Raw genomic sequence first — 10618 nt, 5'->3', positions numbered from 1 at the left:
AAGCGACAGGTTATTTGACTCGAATGTCTAGGAGCCGGAGCTAGAATGAACACACCATAATAGGCGATTTGCAAGGTTACAATACTTATTATCCAGTTTTGAAAGAACAATTCTTTCAAACTTCATAGTCTGGTGGCGATAGCGAAGAGGACACACCCGTTCCCATCCCGAACACGGAAGTTAAGCTCTTCAGCGCCGATGGTAGTTGGGGGTCTCCCCCTGTGAGAGTAGGACGTTGCCAGGCGATTTGTATCATTTTGGAGTAGACCACGTCTGAATTAGCTTTTTGAAATCGAGACGGTCATTTGCTCGGACATGAAATATACTAAGTTTTATTCACATCGTCGCGGGGTGGAGCAGTCTGGTAGCTCGTCGGGCTCATAACCCGAAGGTCGCAGGTTCAAATCCTGTCCCCGCAATAAATGGTCCGGTAGTTCAGTTGGTTAGAATGCCTGCCTGTCACGCAGGAGGTCGCGGGTTCGAGTCCCGTCCGGACCGCCATTTAAATAATTTCGAACAAACAAAACGAAAATGACTTTCGTTTTCTTTTTTTATATACTTATTTAGGATATACTAAAATAAACTACCTTAGGATGCAATCAATCCTAAGGTTTTTTTACGATTAAAGCTTCGGTGGTTCAATAATGAATAAAGGGAGACGAAATATGAGTACAATAGCTTTTTTCACATCTAGTGCAGAGGAGACACAAGCTTTTGCAGAAAGACTGGCACAGGTACTGCAACCGAAAGATGTGATTTTGCTTGAAGGTGATTTAGGGGCAGGGAAGACGACGTTCACGAAGGGACTAGCAAAAGGCCTTGGAGTGAAACGAACAGTCAATAGCCCAACATTTACAATTATTAAAGAATATATGGGTAGGCTGCCGCTTTATCATATGGATGTATACCGAGTTCAAGATGAAGAAGAGGATCTTGGGTTTGATGAATATTTTTATGGAGAAGGTGTCACAGTTGTAGAATGGGCCCATTTAATTGAAGGACAACTCCCTAGTGAATATTTAAAGCTGTCTCTCTTACATCAAGGGAATGACCAGCGAAAAATAGAATTAACACCTGTCGGAACAAGGTATGAATCAATTTGTAAGGAGATTTTAGGATGAAGGTATTAGCGATTGATACATCTACATATACGCTTGGCGTAGCGCTTTTAGATGGAGAGAAATTAATCGGGGAATATATAACCGATTTACAGAAAAATCATTCATTGCGGGCGATGCCAGCCATTGATGCATTGTTAAAAGAATGTGAAGTACAGCCATCAGAGCTTGGGAAAATTGTTGTGGCGAAAGGACCAGGTTCTTATACGGGTGTTCGCATTGGGGTAACGATTGCTAAGACATTGGCTTGGTCTTTGCAAATTCCGTTATCAGGCGTATCTAGTCTGGCGACGGTTGCTGCTTCTGCAAAATATTTTCCTAATTATATTAGTCCTATTTTTGATGCAAGAAGAGGCAGAGTATATACTGGGCTATACCAATTTGAGAATGGAGAGCTGATCACTGTGAAAGAGGATCGAAATCTATTACTTGAAGATTGGTGCAAGGAGCTGAAGGCACTAGATCGCCCTGTTTTATTTACAGGTAAAGACGTTCTTCTTCATAAAGAAATGATTATAGAAGTATTAGGTGAAAAAGCGATGATCGGAGAAGCAAGTGTCCATTCACCGAGACCTTCTGACTTAGGCCGCCTCGGTTTAACCGCACCAGCTGAAGAATTGCATTCATTTGTGCCAAACTATATTCGCCTCGCCGAAGCGGAAGCAAAATGGATCGAGGCGCAGCAAGGAGCGGAAAGCCGTCATGGTTGATATTGCTGTTCGCGAAATGACCATTGATGATGTTGAACAAGTATATGAAATTGAAAAAAACAGTTTTACCGTTCCTTGGACAAAGGAATCCTTTTATAAAGAAATGGACAATAATCTGTTCGCCTTGTATCATGTTGCGGAATCAGAGGGGCAGTTAATAGGTTATTGCGGCATGTGGCTTGTACTAGATGAATCACAAATTACGAATATTGCGATCTTACCGTCCTATAGAGGGAATGGTTTTGGTGAAAAGCTTCTTGTGCATGTTATGAAAGCAGCGAAGGCGAAAGGAGCTGCAGTGATGACCTTAGAGGTAAGGGTGAGCAATACACCTGCGCAAAATTTATATAAAAAGCTTGGATTTCAGCCAGGTGGGATTCGCAAAAATTATTATTCCGACAATCAGGAAGATGCATTAGTAATGTGGGTGAGGTTATGATGAAAAAAGACACGTATATATTAGGAATAGAGACAAGCTGTGACGAAACAGCCGCAGCTATTGTAAAAAACGGCAGAGAAATTGTAGCCAATGTTGTTTCTTCGCAAATTGAGAGTCATAAACGCTTCGGTGGAGTGGTGCCTGAAGTGGCTTCCCGTCATCATGTGGAAGAAATAACGATTGTGATTGAAGAAACATTAGCGCAAGCAAACATGACATTTAAAGAGCTGGATGCGATTGCTGTGACAAAAGGTCCTGGCTTAGTAGGTTCGCTTTTAATAGGGGTGAATGCGGCCAAGGCTTTAGCTTTTGCTCATAGCCTTCCGCTTGTGGGAGTGCATCATATCGCCGGTCATATTTATGCCAATCGAATAGTGGCAGAAATGACTTTCCCGCTATTGTCTCTCGTTGTTTCAGGCGGTCACACAGAGCTTGTTTTCATGAAGGAGCATGGAGAGTTTGAAGTCATCGGAGAAACGCGCGATGATGCAGCTGGCGAAGCGTATGATAAAGTAGCACGCACATTGAATCTCCCGTATCCAGGTGGTCCTCATATTGATCGTATGGCGACAGAAGGAGAAGCATCCATTGATTTTCCGAGAGCTTGGCTTGAAGAAGATTGTTATGATTTTAGCTTTAGTGGGTTGAAATCAGCTGTCATTAATACGTTGCATAATGCCGAGCAACGCGGGGAACAATTGAAGCCTGAAGATATCGCAGCAAGCTTTCAAGCAAGCGTAGTTGAGGTGCTAGTCGCCAAAACGGTACGGGCGGCAAAAGAGTTTAATGTGAAACAAGTGCTTTTAGCAGGAGGAGTGGCAGCCAATAAAGGATTGAGAAAGGCTTTAGAAGAGCAATTTGCTGCTTGGCCAGAGGTTGAATTAATCATTCCTCCACTTAGTCTTTGCACAGATAATGCGGCGATGATTGCCGCTGCTGGTACGGTGTTATTTGAGCAAGGAAAAAGAGACGACTTCACGATGAATGGTTACCCAGGGTTAGATCTTGAGCAATTTTAAGTATCAGCTGTCCTATGAAAAGGGCAGCTTTTGTTGTTCACAATATGTTGATAAGTTGTGAATAAACAAATAGATCCTGTTGAAAAACTGTTGAGTAAACGTATATGGAATTGTTAATAATGTGGATAAAAACATATGGATTTGTGGATAAAAGGGATAACTTTGTTAAGATATTGTAAATAAAGTGTTTTTTATGTGGATAAGACTGTGTATAAAAACCGCCCGAGACAGATGCTCCGGCGGTCGATCATTAATCTTGAAGAAGCTCCCACTCTTCCATTAACTTGTCTACTTCTGATCGGTTCTTTTCAAGTGCTTCATTTAGTTCAAAAGACCGTTCATGATCTTGAAATACTTCTGGCTGACATAATAGTTCTTCGGCTTCGGCAATATTTGCTTCAATTTGTTCAATTTGCTGTTCGATTTCTTCGATGCGCCGCCGCTTTTGGCGTTCAAGCTTCTTTTGTTCTTTATCTGCGTAATAAGTAGAGCCTTCACTTGAAGGTTTATCGGCTTTTGGAGAGACCGCCGCTTCTTCTATCGCAGCTAACTCCTCTTGTTCAAGCTTTTTTGCAACATAATAATCATAATCTCCGAGGTATTCGGTTAATCCTTCAGAAGAAAGCTCGAGGACTTTAGAGGCTAGGCGATTGATAAAGTAACGGTCATGAGATACAAACAAAATTGTTCCAGGGTAATCAATCAAGGCATTTTCTAGCACTTCTTTACTATCTAAATCAAGATGGTTTGTCGGCTCATCGAGAATGAGGAAATTGGATTTTTGCATCATCAGTTTCGCTAGAGCCAGCCGGGCCTTTTCCCCACCGCTTAAAGTAGAAACCGGCTTTAATACATCATCACCTGAAAAAAGAAAGTTACCAAGCACGGTGCGGATATCTTTTTCTTGTATGCCTGGATAGTCATCCCATAATTCGTTTAAGACCGTTTTATTGGATGTTAAGTCTGCTTGTTCCTGGTCGTAATAGCCAATTGAGACATTTGTTCCAAGTGTAAAGCTGCCGGCTAATGCAGGCAGTTTTTTGACGATCGTTTTCAAGAGAGTTGATTTCCCTGCTCCATTTGGTCCAACGAGCGCGATGCTGTCCTCTCTGGCAATGAGCGCAGTTAAGTGATTAGCTACCGCTCTTTCTTCATAGCCAATCGATAAATCATTGACTTTTAATACTTCATTTCCGCTTTGCTTTTCAATCGTAAATAAAAAGTTAGCCGATTTTTCATCCCCATCTGGACGGCTCATTAATTCCATGCGCTGCAGCTGCTTGCGGCGGCTTTGTGCTCGTTTCGTAGTCGATGCCCGCGCGATATTGCGCTGAATAAAATCTTCAAGCTTGGCCACCTGTTCTTGTTGCTTTTCAAACATTTTCATTTCTTTTTCATACTGCTCCGCTTTTTGAACTAAATACTTACTATAGTTCCCGTGGAATTTCTTGATTTTATGACGGGATACTTCATAGACTTGCGTCACCACTTTATCAAGAAAATAACGGTCATGAGAAACAATCAAAATGGCTCCGCTGTAGTTTTGTAAATATTGTTCAAGCCAAGAGAGGGTTTGGATATCTAGATGGTTTGTCGGCTCATCTAGTATTAAAATATCCGGCTTCGTTAATAATAGTTTTCCTAAAGCGAGCCGTGTTTTTTGTCCACCGCTTAATGTGGATATTTTTGTTGAGTAATCGAAGTCTTGGAAGTTTAGCCCGTGCAAAACCGAACGGATATCTGCTTCGAACTGATAGCCGCCTAATTCTTTAAATTTATTTTGCAACAGATCATATTCGCCCATTATCTTGTGGTACATGGCTTCATTTTCATATACATCAGGATTCGACATTTGCAGTTCAAGACGGCGAATAGACTGTTCCATTTCTTGCAGGTGATCAAATACAGACAGCATTTCTTCCCAAATGGACAGGTCCGATTCTAAGCCGGTATTTTGTGCTAAATAACCGATCGTGACATCCTTTGGCTTCATGATTTCTCCAGAATCATAGGAAAGCTGTCCGGCAATTATTTTTAAAAGAGTTGATTTCCCTGCTCCGTTTCTGCCAACAAGGGCGATTCGATCTTTTGTTTGTACTTCTAATTTTATATTTGACAGTATCAGCTCAGCACCAAAGTACTTTGACAGCTGTTGAACTTGTAACAAAATCATCTTTTTCACCTCTGTTTTCAGTGTATCCCATTCTACTAATAGGAGCAATGTTCTTCAGTTGGCTTCTCCTAATTGTGAAAAGGTAGACAAAGGTATAAGACAAAAAACGTAAATTATTGTATGATAACACGTAAGGGAAAAAAGGTGGAAGCGTTAACAAACAAGTTAGTTGTAGTTGTGGGGGTATGATAAATGAATCAGGATTCTATGAAAATTCCGCAGGCAACAGCGAAACGTCTGCCGTTGTATTATCGCTTTATTCAAAATCTACATGCTTCTGGCAAGCAAAGAGTCTCTTCAGCAGAGTTAAGCGAAGCTGTTAAAGTGGATTCGGCCACAATTCGCCGGGACTTTTCTTACTTTGGAGCACTCGGAAAAAAAGGGTATGGCTACAACGTAGGCTATTTGCTTTCTTTCTTTCGAAAAACTTTAGACCAAGATGAAGTGACTAATGTAGCCTTGATTGGCGTTGGGAATTTAGGTACCGCTTTTTTGAATTATAATTTTATGAAAAATAATAATACAAAAATCCAAATGGCCTTCGATGTCGATCCGAATAAAGTAGGGACGGTGATCGGCGATGTCCCCATTTATCATTTAGATGATTTAGAGAAAAAATTGAAAGAAGAAGCTGTGCAAGTTGCCATTTTGACTGTGCCATCCCAGTTTGCCCAAAGCATTACCGATCGGCTTGCTGCTTCTGATATTAAAGGACTATTGAATTTCACACCGGCGCGATTAACGGTTCCGCCATCCATTCGTGTACATCACATTGACCTTGCTGTCGAATTACAATCATTAGTTTATTTTTTAAAGAATTATCCGGAAGCTGCAGAAGAAAAGTCACAATAGAAATATGACGAAAAATGGGTTATGATGAAGGGAAGGAGGTGTGGCACAAATGCCAACAGTAGGTATAGGTAGTTTAATAATTATAGCTATTGCAGCATTATTGATTTTCGGACCGAAGAAGCTTCCTGAACTTGGACGCGCAGCGGGAGATACATTAAAAGAATTTAAAAACGCGACAAAAGGGCTGGCAGATGATGAGGACAAGCCAGCTGATAAAAAAGATCCCCAGTAATGAAGGATGAATAACAATGAGTCGACAAGACATGACGATATATGAACACATTGGTGAATTAAGAAAACGGCTCATCATAATAGTCGTTTTCTTCTTCTTTGCTATGATCGCCAGTCTCTTTTTGGCAGAACCAATTATTCGTTATTTACAGCACGCCGATGAGGCGAAGGAATTAACGATGAACGCTTTTCGGGTAACAGACCCGTTGAAGATTTATTTTCAAATGGCTTTTGTGCTGGCCATTATTATGACGTCACCGATGATCCTCTTTCAACTTTGGGCATTTGTCAGTCCCGGCTTATTAGAGAAAGAGAGAAAGGCTACACTCAGTTACATTCCTGTATCTGTGTTGCTTTTTTTAGGAGGTCTTTCATTTTCTTACTTTATTTTATTTCCATATATTATTCATTTCATGATGAATCTATCAGGGAAATTAAATATTGAGCAAGTGATTGGGATTAATGAGTATTTTCAATTTTTGTTTCAAATTACGATTCCATTTGGTTTTCTGTTTCAATTGCCTGTCGTCACTTTATTCCTAACAAGACTAGGCATCATTACACCGATGTTTTTAGCGCAGATTCGCCGCTATGCTTATTTTGTGCTACTTGTGATTGCTGCATTGATTACGCCACCGGACATTATGTCCCATATGATGGTGACGGTTCCTTTACTGATTCTTTATGAGATTAGTATTTGGATTTCGAAAATTGGCTATAAGAAGGCTATTGCTGCAGAAATTGAAGCACAAAATGCAGAACATGAATAAAAAGGCTGTCCAAGAGGCGAGCCCTCCTAGAAGGAGGCGCATCCCTTTATGGAACAGCCTTATTTTTTTACGCTATTTTTCAAGCGGAAATGGATAAAGACTAAGCGAATGCCTGAACCAATATCCATTGTCGCCAGCAGAATCAGTACATAAGTAAAAAAACCGAAACCGCCAGAATTGACATCTTCAATGGCTAAGTACGTAAAGAAAGCGCCTAGCAACAAATAAAAGATTCCGGCTTTTAATGGTGATCGTGTCATTGAAATTCCTCCAAATTCAGTCAAACAGACTATGAAAGCCAAGCAATAATGCTTTGTAGTTGCTCCGCTTGTTTCATCATTCGTTCAATTTCATCTTTAAAAAAGTACTGCACTACTACAACCGTCGAGTTCATCGCTACATGGGCAAAAATCGGTACAATCAGTCTCTTCGTCTTTACATAAAGAAAAGCGAATGTAAAACCCATCGCTGTGTATAATAAAAGGTGTTCTAACTCTCTGTGTGCAACGGCAAAGATGAGGGAACTAAGTACCGCTGAGATGCTGAAAGAAAACCTTTCATGTAAGCTACCAAAGATAATTTTTCGAAACACGATTTCTTCTAAAATAGGGCCGAATACAGCAACAGATATCATAGTCGCTGGTACAATTTCAATTACGTTGACGATAGTTTCGGTATTTTGAGACCCCATTTCCACCCCGAGCATCATTTCAATTGAAATAGCAATTCGTTGAGCAAAGAAAGCGAGAAAGACGCCAGCCACAGCCCAAAAAGTGGATGGTCCCGCAGGTAAGGTCTCCATTCGCTCTAACCGATTTTCGGACGTTTTGCGCAATATGAGCCAGACAATCAATAAAGCGACGGCAAAGCTAAAAAGAATCCAGTAACCTGGAACAATCGTTTCCATTCGCTTCGGTTCTACACCTAATGCTACGCCAACTTTGTACATAAGGGGCAAACCAATAAATCCTGATAATTGCATAATTAAATACACAATGAGAATATAGCCATATTCTTTTTTCAAATGAGAAAAACTCCTTTATTCAAATTCAATTACAGCCTATTTTACTAATAAAAAGAGAGGGATTCAAACAGAACGATTAGAGAGTTATCCGTCAAGAGGGAATGATTTCAAAAAAAGTTATGCTTCATGCTTGCAAAATAATTCCGAATTAATTATTATAATAATTGTGTTAGCACTCATGATAAGAGAGTGCTAATAAATGAAAATTACATACATTTATGAGGAGGTTGTTTCACTTGTTAAAACCACTAGGTGATCGCGTTATTATTGAGCTAGTAGAATCAGAAGAAAAAACGGCTAGCGGAATTGTACTACCAGATTCAGCAAAGGAAAAGCCGCAAGAAGGCAAAATCGTAGCGGTTGGTACAGGCCGTGTTCTTGAGAACGGTGAGCGTGTAGCGCTAGAGGTAGCTGTTGGAGATCGCATCATCTTCTCTAAATATGCTGGCACAGAAGTGAAATACCAAGGATCAGAATACTTAATCCTTCGCGATAGCGACATTCTTGCTGTCATCGGAGAATAATAGACGAATACGAATAAAAAATAATCAGGGAGGTTTTACACATGGCAAAAGAAATTAAATTTAGCGAAGAAGCGCGCCGTGCAATGCTTAGCGGGGTAGACCAATTAGCAAACGCTGTAAAAGTAACTCTTGGACCAAAAGGACGCAACGTGGTACTTGAGAAGAAATTCGGTTCACCTTTAATCACAAACGACGGTGTAACGATTGCAAAAGAAATCGAGCTTGAAGATGCATTCGAAAACATGGGTGCAAAGCTTGTAGCAGAAGTAGCAAGCAAAACAAACGACGTAGCGGGTGACGGTACAACAACTGCAACTGTACTTGCACAAGCAATGATCCGTGAAGGCTTGAAAAACGTAACAGCTGGAGCAAACCCAGTAGGCGTTCGCAAAGGTATGGATCAAGCAGTTCAAACAGCTGTGGAAGCATTGCAAGAAATCTCTAAACCAATCGAAGGCAAAGAATCCATCGCTCAAGTAGCGGCAATTTCTTCTGCTGATGAAGAAGTTGGTCAATTAATCGCTGAAGCTATGGAGCGCGTAGGTAACGACGGTGTTATCACAATCGAAGAATCTAAAGGTTTCACAACAGAGCTTGATGTTGTAGAAGGTATGCAATTCGATCGCGGTTATGCATCTCCATACATGATCACTGACTCTGACAAGATGGAAGCGGTTCTTGACAACCCATACATCTTAATCACAGACAAGAAAATCACAAGCATTCAGGAAGTTCTTCCTGTACTAGAGCAAGTGGTTCAACAATCTAAACCACTTCTATTAATCTCTGAAGACGTAGAAGGTGAAGCATTAGCTACATTAGTAGTGAACAAACTTCGCGGTACGTTCAATGCAGTAGCGGTTAAAGCTCCTGGATTCGGTGACCGTCGTAAAGCAATGCTTGAAGATATCGCAATCTTGACTGGTGGTGAAGTGATCACGGAAGATTTAGGACTAGACCTTAAATCTGCTAACATCACTCAATTAGGACGTGCAGCGAAAGTTGTTGTTTCTAAAGAAAACACAACAATCGTTGAAGGTGCTGGCGATGCAGCTCAAATTGAAGCTCGCGTTAACCAAATCCGCGCTCAATTAGAAGAAACTACTTCTGAATTTGACAAAGAAAAATTACAAGAGCGCCTAGCGAAATTAGCTGGCGGTGTAGCAGTTATCAAAGTTGGAGCGGCTACTGAAACAGAACTGAAAGAGCGCAAACTTCGCATTGAAGACGCATTAAACGCAACTCGTGCAGCTGTTGAAGAAGGAATTGTATCCGGTGGTGGTACAGCACTAGTGAACGTATATAACAAAGTAGCGGCTATCGAAGCAGAAGGCGACGTAGCAACTGGTGTAAGCATCGTTCTTCGCGCGTTAGAAGAACCAATTCGCCAAATCGCTCTAAACGCTGGTCTTGAAGGCTCTGTTGTAGTTGACCGCCTAAAACGCGAAGAAATCGGCATCGGCTTCAACGCAGCAACTGGCGAGTGGGTTAACATGATCGAAACTGGTATCGTAGACCCAACGAAAGTAACTCGTTCTGCTCTACAAAACGCAGCATCCGTAGCAGCAATGTTCTTAACAACAGAAGCTGTAGTAGCTGACAAGCCACAAGAAAACGCTGGTGGCATGGGCATGCCTGACATGGGCATGGGCGGAATGGGCGGCATGATGTAAGGCTTTTGAGCCGAACATCTGAGAAATAGTTAATTCTATTTTTCACCCAATTTCACTTAAGTTGTGAAGTAGTCATGTGAAAAAC

Annotated in this window: 12 protein-coding genes, 2 tRNA genes and 1 rRNA gene; 12 read left to right on the top strand and 3 right to left on the bottom strand. The window is 41.1% G+C overall.

All coding sequences use genetic code 11. The features are described from left to right. The first annotated feature begins 128 nt into the window (after positions 1-128). The 7 genes from rrf to tsaD all read left to right on the top strand — a co-directional run bounded on the left by rrf (position 129) and on the right by tsaD (position 3286). Positions 129-244: ribosomal RNA gene (gene rrf / locus IRB43_RS16760) — 5S ribosomal RNA — on the top strand. Between the two features lie 101 nt (positions 245-345). Next, positions 346-419 (top strand) — tRNA-Met (locus IRB43_RS16755). Between the two features lie 5 nt (positions 420-424). Further along, positions 425-501: transfer RNA gene (locus tag IRB43_RS16750), tRNA-Asp, on the top strand. Between the two features lie 164 nt (positions 502-665). Beyond that, positions 666-1121 carry a tRNA (adenosine(37)-N6)-threonylcarbamoyltransferase complex ATPase subunit type 1 TsaE gene (tsaE, locus tag IRB43_RS16745; protein WP_203364621.1) on the top strand — a complete coding sequence of 152 codons (456 nt, stop codon included), beginning with the start codon at positions 666-668 and terminating at the stop codon, positions 1119-1121. Further along, complete coding sequence (gene tsaB / locus IRB43_RS16740) at positions 1118-1828, top strand: tRNA (adenosine(37)-N6)-threonylcarbamoyltransferase complex dimerization subunit type 1 TsaB (RefSeq protein WP_203364620.1); 711 nt, start codon at positions 1118-1120, stop codon at positions 1826-1828. Before tsaE ends, tsaB begins: the two co-directional genes overlap by 4 nt. After that, complete coding sequence (gene rimI / locus IRB43_RS16735; RefSeq protein ID WP_203364619.1) at positions 1821-2267, top strand: ribosomal protein S18-alanine N-acetyltransferase; 447 nt, start codon at positions 1821-1823, stop codon at positions 2265-2267. The genes tsaB and rimI overlap by 8 nt, the downstream gene beginning before the upstream one ends. Continuing rightward, positions 2267-3286 (top strand): tRNA (adenosine(37)-N6)-threonylcarbamoyltransferase complex transferase subunit TsaD, encoded by a 1020-nt coding sequence (tsaD, locus tag IRB43_RS16730; protein ID WP_203364622.1) that lies wholly within the window; start codon positions 2267-2269, stop codon positions 3284-3286. Before rimI ends, tsaD begins: the two co-directional genes overlap by 1 nt. A gap of 250 nt (positions 3287-3536) precedes the next feature. Here tsaD and IRB43_RS16725 read toward each other — a convergent pair whose 3' ends face one another. Continuing rightward, a complete protein-coding gene (locus IRB43_RS16725) occupies positions 3537-5459 on the bottom strand; it encodes an ABC-F family ATP-binding cassette domain-containing protein (RefSeq protein ID WP_203364618.1) in 1923 nt (640 codons plus the stop codon). 192 nt (positions 5460-5651) lie between these two features. Between IRB43_RS16725 and IRB43_RS16720 the strand changes: the two genes are divergently transcribed. Genes IRB43_RS16720 through tatC form a run of 3 tightly spaced genes read left to right on the top strand, consistent with a single transcriptional unit; the run spans position 5652 to position 7312 of the window. Next, a complete protein-coding gene (locus IRB43_RS16720) occupies positions 5652-6311 on the top strand; it encodes a redox-sensing transcriptional repressor Rex (protein WP_203364617.1) in 660 nt (219 codons plus the stop codon). 49 nt (positions 6312-6360) lie between these two features. Then, the gene (gene tatA, locus IRB43_RS16715) at positions 6361-6543 is read left to right on the top strand and encodes a twin-arginine translocase TatA/TatE family subunit (protein ID WP_203364616.1); all 183 of its coding nucleotides are present in this window, start codon (positions 6361-6363) and stop codon (positions 6541-6543) included. 16 nt (positions 6544-6559) lie between these two features. After that, positions 6560-7312, top strand: coding sequence for a twin-arginine translocase subunit TatC (tatC, locus tag IRB43_RS16710; RefSeq protein ID WP_203364615.1), 753 nt, complete (start codon positions 6560-6562; stop codon positions 7310-7312). A gap of 59 nt (positions 7313-7371) precedes the next feature. On the opposite strand, the gene IRB43_RS16705 is transcribed toward tatC, so the two are convergent. Together IRB43_RS16705 and IRB43_RS16700 are read right to left on the bottom strand one after the other, a co-directional pair. Continuing rightward, positions 7372-7572 carry a YdiK family protein gene (locus IRB43_RS16705; protein WP_203364614.1) on the bottom strand — a complete coding sequence of 67 codons (201 nt, stop codon included), beginning with the start codon at positions 7570-7572 and terminating at the stop codon, positions 7372-7374. Between the two features lie 29 nt (positions 7573-7601). Beyond that, the gene (locus IRB43_RS16700) at positions 7602-8336 is read right to left on the bottom strand and encodes a CPBP family intramembrane glutamic endopeptidase (protein WP_203364613.1); all 735 of its coding nucleotides are present in this window, start codon (positions 8334-8336) and stop codon (positions 7602-7604) included. A 236-nt stretch (positions 8337-8572) separates the two neighbouring features. Between IRB43_RS16700 and groES the strand changes: the two genes are divergently transcribed. Both groES and groL read left to right on the top strand, forming a co-directional pair. Beyond that, a complete protein-coding gene (groES, locus tag IRB43_RS16695) occupies positions 8573-8860 on the top strand; it encodes a co-chaperone GroES (protein WP_203364612.1) in 288 nt (95 codons plus the stop codon). A gap of 41 nt (positions 8861-8901) precedes the next feature. Next, complete coding sequence (groL, locus tag IRB43_RS16690) at positions 8902-10533, top strand: chaperonin GroEL (RefSeq protein WP_203364611.1); 1632 nt, start codon at positions 8902-8904, stop codon at positions 10531-10533. The last annotated feature ends 85 nt before the right edge of the window (positions 10534-10618 follow it).

The organism is Bacillus sp. REN10 (genome assembly GCF_016820555.1).
GTDB lineage: Bacteria > Bacillota > Bacilli > Bacillales > Domibacillaceae > Bacillus_CE.
This window is presented reverse-complemented; position numbering and strand designations above follow the sequence as displayed.

Coding starts and splice junctions, on each gene's coding strand:
- IRB43_RS16720 (WP_203364617.1), top strand. CDS start 5,652: ATGAATCAGGATTCTATGAAAATTCCGCAGGCAACAGCGAAACGTCTG.
- tatA (WP_203364616.1), top strand. CDS start 6,361: ATGCCAACAGTAGGTATAGGTAGTTTAATAATTATAGCTATTGCAGCA.
- tsaE (WP_203364621.1), top strand. CDS start 666: ATGAGTACAATAGCTTTTTTCACATCTAGTGCAGAGGAGACACAAGCT.
- tsaB (WP_203364620.1), top strand. CDS start 1,118: ATGAAGGTATTAGCGATTGATACATCTACATATACGCTTGGCGTAGCG.
- tsaD (WP_203364622.1), top strand. CDS start 2,267: ATGAAAAAAGACACGTATATATTAGGAATAGAGACAAGCTGTGACGAA.
- tatC (WP_203364615.1), top strand. CDS start 6,560: ATGAGTCGACAAGACATGACGATATATGAACACATTGGTGAATTAAGA.
- groL (WP_203364611.1), top strand. CDS start 8,902: ATGGCAAAAGAAATTAAATTTAGCGAAGAAGCGCGCCGTGCAATGCTT.
- rimI (WP_203364619.1), top strand. CDS start 1,821: ATGGTTGATATTGCTGTTCGCGAAATGACCATTGATGATGTTGAACAA.
- IRB43_RS16725 (WP_203364618.1), bottom strand. CDS start 5,459: ATGATTTTGTTACAAGTTCAACAGCTGTCAAAGTACTTTGGTGCTGAG.
- IRB43_RS16705 (WP_203364614.1), bottom strand. CDS start 7,572: ATGACACGATCACCATTAAAAGCCGGAATCTTTTATTTGTTGCTAGGC.